At 62.2% G+C, this 14,925-nt stretch carries 11 protein-coding genes; 7 read left to right on the top strand and 4 right to left on the bottom strand.

All coding sequences use genetic code 11. From position 1 onward, the window contains the following. Positions 1–10 precede the first annotated feature (10 nt). The gene (locus KSS96_RS18105) at positions 11–1,342 is read right to left on the bottom strand and encodes a substrate-binding domain-containing protein (protein WP_137219768.1); all 1,332 of its coding nucleotides are present in this window, start codon (positions 1,340–1,342) and stop codon (positions 11–13) included. 129 nt (positions 1,343–1,471) lie between these two features. Continuing rightward, a complete protein-coding gene (gene xthA / locus KSS96_RS18100) occupies positions 1,472–2,284 on the bottom strand; it encodes an exodeoxyribonuclease III (RefSeq protein ID WP_017527126.1) in 813 nt (270 codons plus the stop codon). Between the two features lie 169 nt (positions 2,285–2,453). On the opposite strand from xthA, the gene KSS96_RS18095 reads away from it, so the two are divergent. The 7 genes from KSS96_RS18095 to KSS96_RS18065 all read left to right on the top strand — a co-directional run bounded on the left by KSS96_RS18095 (position 2,454) and on the right by KSS96_RS18065 (position 13,422). Beyond that, complete coding sequence (locus tag KSS96_RS18095) at positions 2,454–3,104, top strand: GNAT family N-acetyltransferase (RefSeq protein WP_017527127.1); 651 nt, start codon at positions 2,454–2,456, stop codon at positions 3,102–3,104. A gap of 64 nt (positions 3,105–3,168) precedes the next feature. Next, entirely contained in the window at positions 3,169–4,896 is a 1,728-nt protein-coding gene (locus tag KSS96_RS18090) for an autotransporter assembly complex protein TamA (RefSeq protein WP_017527128.1), read from the top strand. Further along, a complete protein-coding gene (locus tag KSS96_RS18085) occupies positions 4,896–8,567 on the top strand; it encodes a translocation/assembly module TamB domain-containing protein (protein WP_137219767.1) in 3,672 nt (1,223 codons plus the stop codon). Before KSS96_RS18090 ends, KSS96_RS18085 begins: the two co-directional genes overlap by 1 nt. A gap of 189 nt (positions 8,568–8,756) precedes the next feature. Further along, positions 8,757–9,227, top strand: coding sequence for a MarR family winged helix-turn-helix transcriptional regulator (locus KSS96_RS18080; RefSeq protein WP_017527130.1), 471 nt, complete (start codon positions 8,757–8,759; stop codon positions 9,225–9,227). After that, positions 9,227–10,678 carry an efflux transporter outer membrane subunit gene (locus KSS96_RS18075; RefSeq protein WP_017527131.1) on the top strand — a complete coding sequence of 484 codons (1,452 nt, stop codon included), beginning with the start codon at positions 9,227–9,229 and terminating at the stop codon, positions 10,676–10,678. Before KSS96_RS18080 ends, KSS96_RS18075 begins: the two co-directional genes overlap by 1 nt. A 15-nt stretch (positions 10,679–10,693) precedes the next feature. Further along, positions 10,694–11,893, top strand: coding sequence for an HlyD family secretion protein (locus tag KSS96_RS18070; protein ID WP_017527132.1), 1,200 nt, complete (start codon positions 10,694–10,696; stop codon positions 11,891–11,893). Continuing rightward, positions 11,893–13,422, top strand: a complete 1,530-nt coding sequence (locus KSS96_RS18065) for a DHA2 family efflux MFS transporter permease subunit (protein WP_017527133.1) — start codon at positions 11,893–11,895, stop codon at positions 13,420–13,422. Before KSS96_RS18070 ends, KSS96_RS18065 begins: the two co-directional genes overlap by 1 nt. Positions 13,423–13,487: 65 nt before the next feature. Here the strand turns inward: KSS96_RS18065 and lpxH are convergent, their stop codons facing one another. Both lpxH and KSS96_RS18055 read right to left on the bottom strand, forming a co-directional pair. Next, positions 13,488–14,237 (bottom strand): UDP-2,3-diacylglucosamine diphosphatase, encoded by a 750-nt coding sequence (gene lpxH, locus KSS96_RS18060; protein ID WP_017527134.1) that lies wholly within the window; start codon positions 14,235–14,237, stop codon positions 13,488–13,490. Continuing rightward, a complete protein-coding gene (locus KSS96_RS18055; protein WP_065877469.1) occupies positions 14,234–14,740 on the bottom strand; it encodes a peptidylprolyl isomerase in 507 nt (168 codons plus the stop codon). The genes lpxH and KSS96_RS18055 overlap by 4 nt, the downstream gene beginning before the upstream one ends. Positions 14,741–14,925 lie beyond the last annotated feature (185 nt).

The following is a 14,925-nucleotide window of genomic DNA, read 5'->3' as shown; positions in this document are numbered from 1 at the left end:
GGCTCAGGTTTTAATACACCCAGACCTCCACCCGCCGATTCTTGATCCGGCCTTCATCCGCGGTATTCGCCGCCACCGGCATCTGCGCGCCAAACCCGCGAATGTCCCTGAGCACCACGCCGTTTTTTACCAACTCGCGACGCACCGCCATCGCCCTCAGCTTCGACAGCAACGCGGCCCGCTGCGGGTCATTCTTGGCGTCGCCGAACCCCACCAGTGTCACCTGTTTATCCAGCTTGGCGTGGTTGCGCAGGTACGCCACCACCCGCTGCAGATCCTGGCGCGCTTTGTTATCCAGGCTGGCGCTGCCTTCTTCGAAACGAAAATTCACCGTCAGCCGCTGGGCATCGCGGGCGATGGCTTGATAGTCCTCGGGCATCGACCCGCGCGCTTGCACCGCCATCGCCTGCACCTGCTGCGCGATAAACCCGTTGGCCGCGACGATGGCCTGGCCCTTGCTGCTCTGGGCAAACTCCACCAGTGCCTTGGCCCATGGGTTGTGGCCTGCCGGCGGCAAATAAAAGAACAGCCGCCGGGACAGTGGGTAATCCTCGGTGGCAATCAGGCTGTTGAGCGGCAACATGGGTTGTGAGTCGCCGTCCACAATCGCCACGGCCTTGGCCTGGCGTACATAGGGCAGGCCGATAAACCCGATGCCTTGGGCGTCCTGGCTCACCGCATCCGACAACTGCTCGCTCGACTCGAAACGCTTGGCCGAGGCGACGAGGGGCTTGCCACGCAAGCGCAGCACCAGTTCCTTGAAAGTGTCGTAGGTGCCGGACTGATCATCCCGCGCATACACATGGATAGGCCCGCCGATACCGCCCAGCGCCTCCCAGGTGCTGACTTCACCGTTGAAGACTTGCGCCAGTTGCTCGGTGTTCAAGGTATTCAGCGGGTTTTGCGGGTTGAGGATGATCGCCAAGCCGTCAATGGCGATCACCTGTTCGGCACCGGGGCTTTTCAGGTCGCCGAGGGGCTCGAGGTCGACCAGCTCATTGTCCTTGATCGGGCGGGATGAAGCCGCGAGGTCGGCCGTGGAGTTTTTCAGCGCAGCAAAACCCGTGCTGGAACCATGAGCCGCCACTTCGACAGTGACCGACTTCCCCTGGCGAGTCTTGCCGATCACACGCTGCTCGTTGGCGCTGGCCGGCTCAGTGTGTATCGCCTGCAAGCCCTGTTGCTCCATCAATCCCTTGGCCAACGCAGGTCCCAGCGCCGCGCCGATGGTGTTGGAGCCCTGGATGCGCAACGCGGGGCCTTGTTCGGGGACGGGTAGGGGAGTGGCCATGGCGCAGAGGGGCACCGCGCAACACAACAGAAACAGAACGCGCAGCGTCATGCCGGCACCTTCTCAAGCCAAAGGGAGTGCCGCGAGATTAAGTCAGTTGGATTGCAATAATGTGACTGGCAATCAAGCGATCAAATGTGGGAAAGCCCTCCCACATTCAACCCAAGACGGTGAGGGGGATCAGCTCAGTTCAAGCCAGATCGGCGCATGGTCCGACGGCTTTTCCAGGCCGCGCAAATCGTAATCCACCCCGGCATCCTTGACCCGCTGCACCAGGCCAGTGGACGCCATGATCACGTCAATGCGCAGCCCACGCTTGGGCTCATCTTCAAACCCACGGCTGCGGTAGTCGAACCAGCTGAAGCGGTCGGCCACGTCCGGGTTGAGGTGGCGGAAGCTGTCCACCAGGCCCCAGTTCTTCAAGCGGGCCATCCACTCGCGCTCTTCCGGCAGGAAGCTGCACTTGCCGGTTTTCAGCCAGCGCTTGGCGTTGTCGGGGCCGATGCCAATGTCGCAATCTTCCGGGGAAATATTCACGTCGCCCATCACCACCAGCGCCTGGTCATTGCTGAACTGGCTTTCCAGCAGGTGCTGCAAATCTTCGTAGAACCGTTGCTTGGCCGGAAACTTGGTAGGGTGGTCGCGGCTTTCGCCTTGAGGGAAATAGCCATTCATGATGGTGATCGGCTGGCCGTTTTCATCGGCGAAGGTGCCCCAGATAAAGCGGCGCTGGGCGTCTTCTTCATCGCTGGCAAAACCTTTGTTCACGCTCAGTGCTTCCTTGCGCGAAAGCAAGGCCACCCCGTAATGGCCTTTTTGGCCGTGGTAATACACGTGGTAGCCAAGGGCCTGTACTTCGGCCAGGGGGAACTGATCGTCGTGGACTTTGGTTTCCTGCAGGCCGATCACATCCGGTTGGTGCTTTTCAATCAGCGCCGCCAACTGATGGGGGCGGGCGCGCAGCCCGTTGATATTGAAGGAGACGATTTTCATGGTCGGCAGTCCGGTCCTGGCAAAAGGGCGATGCTAGCCGACAAGTCAGACGGGGGCCAGCGTGGCGGTAGCACAGTTGCACTGCTAAGGTCTGAGAACGATTTGTGCCGCGCAGGTTCGTACCCATACGAACGCCATCGTTTAAATGGCGCCCAGGGAGATTGACCGTATGCCTGAAACTTCGACTGCCGTTGCTGAAATCCGCCTGCTCAACAGCGGGTACTCCCGCGAGGCCCGCTCACTGCTGTACCAGGCTTATCGGCATGAGCCGACGTTCGCCTATATCTTCGAAGCAGAGCGTACCGGCTATGAACAACGGGTACGCGCCACGGTGCGCGAACTGGTCAAGCAACACTTTTTCCAGAAGCTGCCTGCCATTGGGCTGTTCGTGAATGATCGGCTGATCGGTATTGCCCTGATCGCCCCGCCGCAACGGCGCCTGGGAATTACCGAGAGCTGGGCCTGGCAGTTGCGCATGTGGCTGAGCACCGGCGTACGCGGTACGCGGCGTTACCTCGACTACCATCACGCGGTGCTGGCGTGCCTGCCCAGCGAGTCGGTGCACGTGCTGCCATTGTTGGGTATTCACCCACAGTTCCAGGGCAAGCACTACGGCGAGCAGTTGCTGGAGGCGGTCCACAACTGGTGCGCCGACGACCCGCATTCGTCCGGGGTGGTGCTGGATACCGGAAACTCACGGTATCTGGATTTCTATAAACGCCAGGGCTACGAGGAAATCGGCGAAGTGGCTGTAGGGCCTATCCTGGAGCACGTGTTTTTCCATCCCAACCCGCAGTCGTTACAGGCGACAACGGCTTAGAACAGAATTATTCAGATAATTCTCAGTTCAACGTAACTCTTCAGCTCGTGTAGCATCCGCGCCTATGAGATTTCCAGGAAGATTTACCAGCGGCTTGGTTCTGCTGTTCACAAGCTGCGGCGCATTTGCACAAAGCGAATTGGACGTGCGGATCAAACCCTCGAACGACGCGTTGAAAGCCAACATCGAAGGCTATATCGGCGGGGTGGGCGATCGTGATGAAGAGGCCTTGCTACGGTTCAGCCGTGGCGCCGAGGAGCAGGCGCGCAAAGCCGCCCAGGCGTTGGGCTTTTATCAGCCACAGATCGAAAGTGACGTGAAGGGCGGCAAGAACCCGCGCCTGATCCTCACCATCGACCCCGGCGAACCGGTGCATTTACGTAACGTGACCTTGCGGGTCGATGGCCCGGCCGCGAACCTCAAGGCGTTTCGCGTGCCCGCCAGCAACGACCTCATTTCCGGCGCCGTGCTCAACCATGGCCACTACGAAGACGCCAAGCGGCTGATCCAGAACCAGGCCTCGCGCTACGGTTTTTTCAGCGGGCGGTTTACCCGTCAGAAACTGGCGGTGGACCCCCAGGCCGGCGTTGCCGATATCGAACTTGTCTACGACAGCGGCCCGCGCTACACCCTGGGCAAGGTCAACTTCGCCGGCGACACGCCGTTCGACGAAGAGCTGCTGCAACGCATGGTGCCCTTCAAGGCCGGCGACCCATACGACTCCGAACTGATCGCCGAACTCAACCAGAACCTGCAAGCCAGCGGCTTTTTCGAGGGCGTGCGCGTGGACGCCGCTCCGGCGGCGTCGGCCAACGATGTCATCCCGGTCGCCGTACGCCTGCAAACCCGCAAGCCACGCACCATGGGCCTGGGCCTGGGGTTTTCCACCGACGTCGGGCCGCGCGGCAAAGCCAACTGGACGCGCCACTGGGTCAACCCCCAAGGCCACAGTTATGGCTGGGAAACCGAACTGTCGGCGCCGCGGCAGAACGTCGGGCTGTGGTACGACATCCCGCTGGACCCACCGCTTACCGACAAACTGCGTTTCGCCGGTGGCTACCAGAATGAAGAACTGGCCAACACCGACACCCTGAGTAAATTGCTCACCGTGGGCCCGGAATGGCACAGCAAGTTGCCCAGCGGCTGGACCCGGGTGATCTCGCTCAAGTACCAGCGCGAGGAATATCGCCTGGGCGATGACTCGGGCCTGAGTAACCTGGTGATGCCGGGTGTCAGTTATTCCTACCTGCGCAGCGACAACCGCATCGACCCTCACCACGGCTACCGCCTGCAATTGGATACCCGGGTGGCCAAGGAAGGCTTGGGTTCGGACACCAACCTGCTTTACGGCACGGCCATGGTCAAAGGCCTCACCACCTTGTGGGACAACCACCGTTTCCTGGCGCGGGCCCAGTTCGGCGGCAGCGCCACCAATGGCTACAAGTCGGTACCGCCGTCGCTGCGCTTCTTTGCCGGTGGCGACCAGAGCGTGCGCGGCTACGAGTACCAGACCTTGTCCCCCGAAAACGATCGCGGCGACCGCATCGGTGGCCGCTACATGGTGGCGTTGAGCGCCGAGTATCAATATTCGATTGCCGACAAATGGCGGATCGCGACGTTTATCGACCAAGGCAATTCCTTCAACAACCTGGAGCTGCCGAGCTTGAAAACCGGGGTCGGCATCGGTGTTCGCTGGGTGTCGCCCGTCGGCCCGATCCGCCTTGACCTGGCCCATGCCCTGCAAGACCCGGGCGGCATTCGTTTGCACTTTTCCATGGGGCCTGAGTTGTGATGCGTGGTTTGAAAATCGCGGGGCTGGCGCTTGTCGCTGTCCTCGCCGTGGTAGTGCTGGCGCTGTGGGTGGTACTCGGTACCCAGGCGGGCAGTCGCTGGGCCTTGGGCCGCTTGCCGGGGGTGAGCGTGGAGAACTTCCAGGGCCACTTGGGTGGGCAGTGGCGCGCCGATCATCTGCTGTGGCAGCAAGGCAGCAGCCGCGTGGAGCTGACTGCGCCGACCTTCGATTGGGCGCCGGCCTGCCTGCTGCGCATGACGCTGTGCATCAACCGGTTGGATGTGGAGCAGGTCAGCCTGCAATTTCCACCGAGTACCGAAGACAGCAGCGGCCCCATCACGTTGCCGGATTTGACGTTGCCGGTTGCCCTGCAGTTGGGCGACATTCGCGTCGCTAGCCTGCTGTTCAACGGCAGCGAGGAGCTCAAGGGTCTGCAATTGGCGGCGCATTGGACCGCCGCCGGCCTGCAGATCGATTCGGTGCAACTGCAGCGCGACGACCTGGCGTTGGACCTCACCGGCCTGCTGCAACCCACCGGCGATTGGCCGTTGACTGCCAGCGGCAACCTGAGCCTGCCTTACGCGCCCGGCGGCGCGCCTTGGAAAATCGCCCTCAAGGTCGATGGCAACCTGCTCGATACCCTCAAGCTCGACGCCGATAGCAGCGGCTACTTGGCAGCCAAGCTCACCGGCGAGCTGCAACCCTTGGTGGAAAACCTGCCGGCAACCGTGCATATCAAGGCTGACGGTTTCAAGCCCAGCGCCGATTTGCCCGACACCTTGCAACTCAATCAGCTCAACCTCAGCGCCCGAGGCGACCTGAAAAAGGGCTATCAACTGCTGGGCAAAGCCGCGCTGCCGGCGGAAAAAGGCCCGATAGACCTGCTGCTGCAAGGTAAGGTCGACGCCAAGGGCGCACAGATCGCCGGCCTGGACCTGACTGCCGGGGATAAACAGAGCGTTAAACTCAGCGCCCAGCTGGATTGGCAACAAGGCTTCAGTGCCGACGCCAGGATCGATTGGATCGACTTCCCGTGGCATCGCCTTTATCCGCTGATCGACGCGCCGCAGGTAACATTGCGCACCTTCAACGGTGAGATCTCCTACAAAGATGGCAACTACCTCGGCAACCTCAAGGCCGACCTCGACGGCCCGGCGGGCAAGTTCAATGTAGTCACCCCGTTCAGCGGTGATCTTAAGCAAGTCTTCCTGCCCGAGCTGAAACTGACCGCAGGCCAGGGCAAGGCCGAAGGCCACCTGAACCTGCAGTTCGCCGATGGCATCGCCTGGGATACGGCGTTGGACCTGTCGGCGCTGAACCCGGCGTACTGGGTGGCTGAACTGCCCGGTACGCTGGCCGGGCCGCTGCGCAGCAAAGGCGAGTTCAAGAATGAGCAGCTCAAGCTCAACGCCGACCTCGACCTCAAGGGGCGCTTGCGGGGGCAAACGGCAGTGCTGGCGGCCAAGGCCGATGGCGCCGGCGAGCAATGGACCTTGGCGAACCTGGATATCCGCCTGGGTGACAACCGCATCAATGGCAGCGGCAGCCTGCAACAACGTCTGGCCGGGCAAATCGACATCAAGCTCGCGCGTCTGGCCCAGCTGTGGCCGCAGTTGCGTGGGCAGGTCAACGGTCGTCTCGATGTGGCCGGCAGCCTCAAGGCGCCCCACGGCAAACTCGACCTCAAGGGCCAGCAACTGGCGTTTGCCGACAACCGCCTGCAAAGCCTGAGCCTCGGCGCCACCCTGGATAATGCCCAGCGCGCGACCATCGATCTCAAGGGCAGCGGCATTCAAAGCGGCGAGACCCAACTGGGCACGCTCACCGCCGCCGCCCAGGGCGATATCAACACGCAAAAAGTCCAACTGGACCTGGCCGGCCCGTTGCTCAAACTGGCCCTGGCCCTGGACGGCAACCTCGACAAGGGCAACTGGCGCGGGCGCCTGGCCAGTGGTGATGTGCAAGCCGGCGGCCAGGACTGGAAACTGCAAGCCCCGGCGAAAATCGAGCGCCTGGCCGATGGCAAGCTGACCTTTGCTGCGCATTGCTGGGTGTCCGGTCCTGCCAGCCTTTGCGGCGAAGACCAGCGGCTGATGCCTGAGCCCAAACTGCGTTACCACCTCAAGCAATTCCCCCTCGACAGCCTCGCGGCGTTTTTGCCTAAAGACTTCGCCTGGCAGGGCAAGCTCAACGCCGACCTGCAGTTGGACCTGCCCAACAGTGGCCCCAAGGGCCTGGTCTCGGTGGATGCCAGTGGCGGCACCTTGCGCGTCAAGGACAAAGACCAGTGGCTGGATTTCCCGTATGACACGCTCAAGCTGGAAACCACCCTCAATCCCAAGCGCATCCACACACAACTGAACCTGCGCGGTGGCAAGCTGGGTGAGTTGCTGGTGCAGGCGCAGATCAACCCATTGCCGAAGAGCAAGCCGATGACGGGCAACTTCAGCCTCGTCGGCCTCGACCTGGCCGTGGCGCGACCCTTTGTACCGATGGTGGAAACCCTCGGCGGCACGCTCAACGGCAATGGACGCATCTCTGGGGGGCTATTGGCGCCGCAGGTCAACGGCAGCGTGAATCTGGTGGGCGGCGAAATTTCCGGGCCGGAACTGCCCATCAGCCTCGAAGGCTTGAATGTGCAGGCGTTGATCGCCGGTGAAAGCGTGCAGCTCAACGGTGGCTGGCGCAGCGGCAAGGCCGGGCAGGGCAGCCTCAAGGGCCGGATCGACTGGGGCCAGGCCCTGGCAGTGGACCTGAGCCTGCAAGGTTCGCAGTTGCCGGTGACGGTGGAGCCCTACGCGGTGCTCGAAGTGGCGCCCGACCTGAACATCAGCCTCAAGGATGACAAACTCGCCATCGTCGGCAAGGTGCGGATCCCCCGTGGTGACATCACCGTGCGCGAACTGCCGCCGTCGACCGTCAAGGTGTCGGACGACACGATCATCATTGGCAGCCAGACCGAAGAGGGCAAGCCGCCGATGGCCATGGCTATGGATATCGACGTGGCGGTGGGTGACGACCAGCTCAATTTCTCCGGCTTCGGCCTGACCGCCAAGGTGCAGGGCCACGTGCATATCGGCGACAACCTAGACACCCGTGGCGAGTTGTGGCTCAACGACGGCCGCTATCGCGCCTATGGCCAGAAACTCGACGTACGCCGCGCGCGCCTGCTGTTCGCCGGGCCCCTGGACCAGCCGTACCTGGATATCGAAGCCATCCGCAAGACCGACGACGTGGTGGCCGGCATCCGCCTCAGCGGCAGCGCCGAACAACCCACCACGCAAATCTTCTCGGAACCGGCCATGAGCCAGGAGCAGGCGCTGTCCTACCTGGTGCTGGGCCGCCCGCTGAGCACCACTGGCGAAGACAACAACATGCTCGCCCAAGCCGCCCTGGGCCTGGGCTTGATGGGCAGCGCAGGGGTGACATCCGACCTGGCCAGGAACCTGGGCATCAAGGACTTTGAACTCGACACCCAGGGCAGTGGTAACAACACGGCGGTGGTGGCCAGCGGCAAGATCACCGAGAAACTCAGCCTGCGTTACGGCGTCGGGGTGTTCGAACCGGCCAGCACCATCGCCTTGCGCTACCTGCTGAGCAAGAAGGTGTACCTGGAAGTGGCCAGCGGCGTGGCCAGCTCGCTGGATATCTTCTACAAACGCGATTTCTGATCCTGAGGCGGTAAAAAAGTGGGCGGGGCGGGGCGACGATTCGACTTGCCCCCTCCCACATGGGGCCTCTTTCAATCCTCCTTCCTGAACAAATACCAAGCAACCTAATTATTCCATTTGACTTTCGCTGCCTAGGCAGTAACATCTCGTCATACATTCACTGCCTAGGCAGTAATAAGGTGACTTCCGATGTCCCACTTCACCCCTGACAACTTCCACAACTGCCACCTCGGCTTGTTGCTGGGCCGCGCGGCGATCCTCAAGGACCGCATCATCGACACCCATATGGAACCCCACGGCATTACCGCCGCGCAGTTCAAGGTGTTGATCATCATGGCGCAGTTCGGCGTCGACACCCCGGCCGAGCTGTGTCGCCACCTGTCGTTGGACAGCGGCTCGATGACCCGCATGCTCGACCGGCTGGAGCAAAAAGACTTGCTCAGCCGCAAGCGCTCCGAACTCGACCGCCGCCAAGTGCAGTTGGTACTGACCCCCGACGGCCAGCGCCTGGCGGACCTGCTGCCGTACATCGGCGCGCAAGCGTTGAACCAGTTGGCCGGCGCACTTGAGCCGGGCGAGCTGGAAACCCTGGAACGGATTCTCAAGAAAATTCTGATAGCTGCCGGTGACCCCATCACCCTGCAGCGGGTAGGTAAATAATGAACCCACGTGCCCTTTGCCTGGTGCTCGCGGCGATGAGCCTGGCCGGTTGCGCCAACTTCAGCGGCCTCGACACCCAAGGCCGGCGCCTCGACGCCAACACCTTGCAGGCGGGTAAATCCCTGAGCGGTGCGGCCCTGTCGAACGCCGCCTGGCCTCGCGCCGACTGGTGGAAAAGCCTCGGCGACCCGCAACTCGACGGCCTGATCCAGGAGGCCCTGCAAAACAGCCCCGACATGCAAGTGGCCAGCGCCCGTGCCCACCAGGCCCAGGCCGCTGCCTACGCCGCGAACGCCGCGCGCATGCCGACCCTGGACGCCAGCGCCGGCGTCAGCCGCTCGCGCCTGGCCCGGGACCAAGACCCGCGCGGTGAGGGCGATGCCTACTCCACCGTGCGTAATATTGGCGCCAGCTTCAATTACACCTTCGACCTGTGGGGTGGCCAGCGCGCCGCCTGGGAAGCCGCGTTGGGCCAGGCCCGTGCCGCCGAAGTCGACCAGCAGGCCGCGCGCCTGACCCTTGCCGCCGATGTGGCCAAGGCCTACAGCGACCTGGGCCAGGCGCATATCGTGCGCGACCTGGCCACCGATGACCTCAAGCGCACCCGGCAAATGCTTGAATTGAGCAAGCGACGCCTGAGCGCGGGCATCGACAGCCAATACCAGTACCAGCAGACCGAGAGCCTGGAAGCCAGCTCCCAGTCGCAACTGATCGACGCGGAAAAACAACTGCAGAGTGCCAAGATCGCCCTGGCGGTGTTGCTCGGCAAGGGCCCGGATCGCGGCAATGAGCTGGCACGCCCCAGCGTGTTGAAACCCGCCGCCGTTGCCGTCCCTTCGGTGCTGCCCGCCGAACTGTTGGGCCGTCGCCCGGACCTGATCGCCGCGCGCTGGCGGGTCGAGGCCGCGAGCAAGGACATCGCCGCGAGCAAGACGCGCTTCTACCCCAACCTCAACTTGAGCGCGAGCGCCGGGGCCGAGTCGTTGCTGGGGGACGCGATGTTTGGTTCGCCGAGCCGCTTCTTCAATATCGCACCGACTATTTCCCTGCCGATCTTCGACGGCGGCCGCCTGCGCGCCGACCTTGACGCGCGTGACGCCGACTACGACCTGGCGGTGGCGCAATACAACAAAACCCTGGTGCAGGCCTTGGGCGATATCGGCGACACGCTGTCGCAACTGCGCGAAACCGGCCGGCAGATCCAGGCCCAGCAACACGCCACCGACATTGCCCAGCAGTCCTACGACACCGTGGTTCAGCGCTACGGCTCCGGGGTCGGTAACTACCTGGATGTGCTCAGCATCGAGCAGCAATTGCTGCAGGCCCAGCGTCAGCTGGCGACCTTGAATGCCGGGCAAATCGCTCTGTCGATTCAATTGATGCAGGCCCTGGGCGGCGGCTTCGACGCCGACAACGTGGCATCGACCACCCCAGCCACACGCACGGAATAATTCGAGGTATTTGTCATGGCCACTGCCGAAAACACCCAAGCAACTGAACAACCGAAAGACAGCAACCCGCGCAAACGCAAAGTCATGCTGATCGGCCTGGCGCTGATCGTCATCCTCGGCGTCGTGGGCGTATGGGGCTGGTATGAATTTTACGGGCGCTTCAACGAAAGCACCGACGATGCCTATGTAAACGGCAACGTAGTGGAAATCACCCCGCTGGTCACCGGCACCGTGGTCAGCATCGGCGCCGACGATGGCGACCTGGTCCACGAAGGCCAGGTGCTGGTCAATTTCGACCCGAATGACGCTGCCGTCGGCCTGCAAAGTGCCCAGGCCAACCTGGCGCGCACCGTGCGCCAGGTGCGCGGTTTGTATAGCAACGTCGACGGCATGAAAGCCCAGGTGAACGCACAGAAAGCCGACGTGCAAACCGCCCAGGACAACTACAACCGCCGTAAGACATTGGCCCAGGGCGGGGCGATCTCCCAGGAAGAACTGTCCCACGCCCGTGACAGCCTGACCGCGGCGAAGAACGCGCTGACCAACCTTGAGCAGCAACTCAAGACCAGCAATGCGCTGGTGGATGACACCGTGATCAGCTCTCACCCCGACGTGCAGGCCGCCGCCGCGCAACTGCGCCAGGCCTACCTGACCAATGCGCGCAGCACCCTGATCGCTCCGGTGACCGGCTACGTGGCCAAGCGCACCGTGCAACTGGGCCAGCGCGTGCAACCGGGCACCGCGTTGATGGCGGTGATCCCGTTGAACCAACTGTGGATCGACGCCAACTTCAAGGAAACCCAACTGCGCGACATGCGCATCGGCCAACCGGTAGACATCGAGTCGGACATCTACGGCAGCGACGTGAAATTCAGCGGCACCGTCGACAGCCTCGGCGCCGGCACCGGCAGCGCGTTTGCCCTGTTGCCCGCGCAGAACGCTACCGGTAACTGGATCAAGATCGTGCAGCGGGTACCGGTGCGTATTCACATCAATGCCGAAGAACTGGCCAAGCACCCGCTGCGCGTGGGCTTGAGCACGGTGGTCAACGTGAACCTGCACGACCAGAGCGGCCCGGTGCTGGCGCAACAGCCACCGCAAAAGGCCTCGTTCACCACCAACGTGTATGACCGCCAATTGGCCGAGGCTGACGCCATGATCACCCAGTTGATCCATGACAACAGCGTCGCCGCTCCCAAGGCTGTGCAACGCTGATGAGCAATAACGCCTCCTTCACGCCACCCAGCCTGTTGATGGCCACCATTGGCCTGTCGCTGGCGACCTTTATGCAGGTGCTCGACACCACCATCGCCAACGTGGCGTTGCCGACCATTTCCGGCAACCTGGGTGTGAGTTCGGAGCAGGGCACCTGGGTGATCACCTCGTTTGCCGTGAGCAACGCCATCGCCTTGCCGCTCACCGGCTGGCTGAGCCGTCGCTTCGGCGAGGTGAAGCTGTTCCTGTGGGCAACCCTGCTGTTTGTGCTGGCCTCGTTCCTCTGCGGTATTTCTACCTCGATGCCCGAGCTGATCGGCTTTCGGGTGCTGCAAGGCCTGGTGGCCGGGCCGTTGTACCCGATGACCCAGACCCTGCTGATTGCGGTGTATCCGCCCGCCAGGCGCGGCATGGCCCTGGCGTTGCTGGCGATGGTCACAGTGGTGGCGCCGATTGCCGGGCCTATCCTCGGCGGCTGGATCACCGACAGCTACAGCTGGCCATGGATCTTTTTCATCAACGTGCCCATCGGTATCTTTGCGGCGATGGTGGTGCGTTCGCAGTTGAAAAAACGCCCGGTGGTGACCAGCTACCAGCCGATGGATTACGTCGGTTTGCTCAGCTTGATCGTGGGCGTCGGCGCCCTGCAGATCATCCTCGACAAGGGCAATGACCTGGACTGGTTCGAATCCAACTTCATCCTCATCGGCGCGGCGATTTCGGTGATTGCCCTGGCGGTGTTCGTGATCTGGGAAATGACCGACAAGCACCCAGTGGTCAACCTGCGCTTGTTTGCCTACCGCAACTTCCGTATCGGCACCATTGTGTTGATCGGCGGCTATGCGGGCTTCTTCGGCATCAACCTGATCCTGCCGCAGTGGCTGCAAACCCAGATGGGCTACACCGCCACCTGGGCCGGGCTGGCGGTGGCGCCGATCGGTATTCTGCCGGTGCTGATGTCGCCGTTCGTGGGTAAGTATGCGCACAAGTTCGACCTGCGCCTGCTGGCGGGGCTGTCGTTCCTGGCGATGGGGTTGAGTTGCTTCATGCGCGCCGGCTTCACTAACGAGGTGGACTTCACCCACATCGCCCTGGTGCAGTTGTTCATGGGCATCGGCGTGGCGCTGTTCTTCATGCCGACCTTGAGCATCCTGATGTCCGACCTGCCGCCGCAGCAGATTGCCGACGGCGCCGGCCTGGCCACTTTCCTGCGGACCCTGGGCGGCAGCTTTGCGGCGTCGCTCACCACATGGATCTGGATTCGCCGGGCCGACCAACACCATGCCTACATGAGCGAGAACATGACCGTTTATGACTCGGCCACGCGCGACGCCTTGCAGGCGCTGGGTGGGGCAGGGCAGAAGGCATACACGCAACTGGACCAGATACTGACCAGCCAGGCGTACATGATGTCCACCGTGGACTACTTCACCTTGATGGGGTGGATATTCGCCGGGTTGATGCTGTTGGTGTGGCTGGCCAAGCCGCCGTTTACCGCCAAGGCGGGGCCTGCGGCTTCAGGTCACTGACCGCTGAAGGCTGTAATGCAATTCAATTGGATCTCTATTCACGTTTGAACGACGGTGTGCTTGAGTCAGGCGCCAGGCAGCGCCAACTGCGGGTTCACAAAATCAAACGCCGCCAACGCGAACCCCTGCTCATCCACCTGCAAGGCCCAGCCTTGCTTGTCCCAGTCCCCCAGCACAATGCGCTTGGCCGCCTGGTCACCGATCTGCAATTTGTGGATGGCCGGGCGGTGGGTGTGGCCGTGGACCAGGGTACGCACGCCAAAGTGCTGCATCACCCGTGGCACTTCCTCGGGCGTCACATCGACAATGTCGTTGGCCTTCATGCGGGTTTGCGCACGGCTTTCACTGCGCAGCTTGCGCGCCAGCCTGTGGCGGGTACGCAAAGGCAGGTGACGCAGGATAAACAGCACGAGCGGGTTACGCAGGATGCGCCGCAGCTTCATATAGCCGAGGTCGCGGGTACACAGGCTGTCGCCGTGCATCAGCAGCACGGGTTCGCCGTAAAACTGCACGACACTCGGGTCCTTGAGCAGGGTGGCGCCTGCGGCTTTGCAGAACGCCTTGCCGATCAGGAAATCGCGGTTGCCGTGCATGATGAAAATCGGGGTGCCGCTGTCGCTCAGCTCACGCAGAGCCTCGCCAATCGAACGCTGGAAGGCGGTCATCCCATCGTCGCCAATCCAGGCTTCGAAGAAGTCCCCCAGAATGTACAACGCCTGGGCACCACGGGCGCGGCCGTGGAGCAGATCCAGAAACGCCCGGGTGATGTCCGGGCGCTCCTGTTCCAGATGCAAGTCTGAAATCAGCAATATCACGCTTCGATGATCTCGGCTTTCTCGACGATCACGTCTTCGGCGGGAACGTCCTGGTGACCGGCCTTGGAGGTGGTGGACACGCCTTTGATCTTGTCGACAACGTCGGTGCCTGCGGTGACTTTACCGAACACCGCGTAGCCCCAACCCTGCACGTTCTTGCCGCTGTGGTTCAGGAAGGCGTTGTCGGCGACGTTGATGAAGAACTGCGCGGAGGCCGAATGCGGCTCCATGGTACGGGCCATGGCGACGGTGTACTTGTCGTTGGAAAGGCCGTTATCCGCTTCGTTCTGGATGCTTGGGCGCTTGTCTTTCTTCTCTTTCATGCCCGGCTCGAAACCGCCGCCCTGGATCATGAAGTTGCCGATGACACGGTGGAAAACAGTGTTTTCGTAGTGGCCGGCCTTCACGTACTCGATGAAGTTGGCGACGGTGATCGGCGCTTTCTCGGCGTTCAGTTCGATGACGATGTCACCGTGGTTGGTGGTCAGTTTCACTTGAGTCATGTTCACTACTCTTTTCAGGGAATTCGTGGGTTTGGGCGAATAAACGCTTTACCTGTCTGGCTAAACGGCGGCCAAGGCGCGCAGTTTAGCCTGCCCTGTGCGAATTTCGAGGTGGTTTTTTACCGCCCGGGCAATTAATTGGCCGCGCTCTGTCAGTGTCTTGACTGCTTCGGCTATCATGAGCC

Origin of the sequence: Pseudomonas asgharzadehiana (assembly GCF_019139815.1) — a bacterium.
Lineage (GTDB): Bacteria > Pseudomonadota > Gammaproteobacteria > Pseudomonadales > Pseudomonadaceae > Aquipseudomonas > Aquipseudomonas asgharzadehiana.
The sequence above is the reverse complement of the archived record's forward strand: the minus strand, read 5'-3'. Positions and strand labels throughout refer to the sequence as shown.

Bases quoted from the DNA above. Each gene is read 5' to 3' on its own strand.
- KSS96_RS18105 (WP_137219768.1), bottom strand. From the start codon at position 1,342: ATGACGCTGCGCGTTCTGTTTCTGTTGTGTTGCGCGGTGCCCCTCTGC.
- xthA (WP_017527126.1), bottom strand. From the start codon at position 2,284: ATGAAAATCGTCTCCTTCAATATCAACGGGCTGCGCGCCCGCCCCCAT.
- KSS96_RS18095 (WP_017527127.1), top strand. From the start codon at position 2,454: ATGCCTGAAACTTCGACTGCCGTTGCTGAAATCCGCCTGCTCAACAGC.
- KSS96_RS18090 (WP_017527128.1), top strand. From the start codon at position 3,169: ATGAGATTTCCAGGAAGATTTACCAGCGGCTTGGTTCTGCTGTTCACA.
- KSS96_RS18085 (WP_137219767.1), top strand. From the start codon at position 4,896: ATGCGTGGTTTGAAAATCGCGGGGCTGGCGCTTGTCGCTGTCCTCGCC.
- KSS96_RS18080 (WP_017527130.1), top strand. From the start codon at position 8,757: ATGTCCCACTTCACCCCTGACAACTTCCACAACTGCCACCTCGGCTTG.
- KSS96_RS18075 (WP_017527131.1), top strand. From the start codon at position 9,227: ATGAACCCACGTGCCCTTTGCCTGGTGCTCGCGGCGATGAGCCTGGCC.
- KSS96_RS18070 (WP_017527132.1), top strand. From the start codon at position 10,694: ATGGCCACTGCCGAAAACACCCAAGCAACTGAACAACCGAAAGACAGC.
- KSS96_RS18065 (WP_017527133.1), top strand. From the start codon at position 11,893: ATGAGCAATAACGCCTCCTTCACGCCACCCAGCCTGTTGATGGCCACC.
- KSS96_RS18055 (WP_065877469.1), bottom strand. From the start codon at position 14,740: ATGACTCAAGTGAAACTGACCACCAACCACGGTGACATCGTCATCGAA.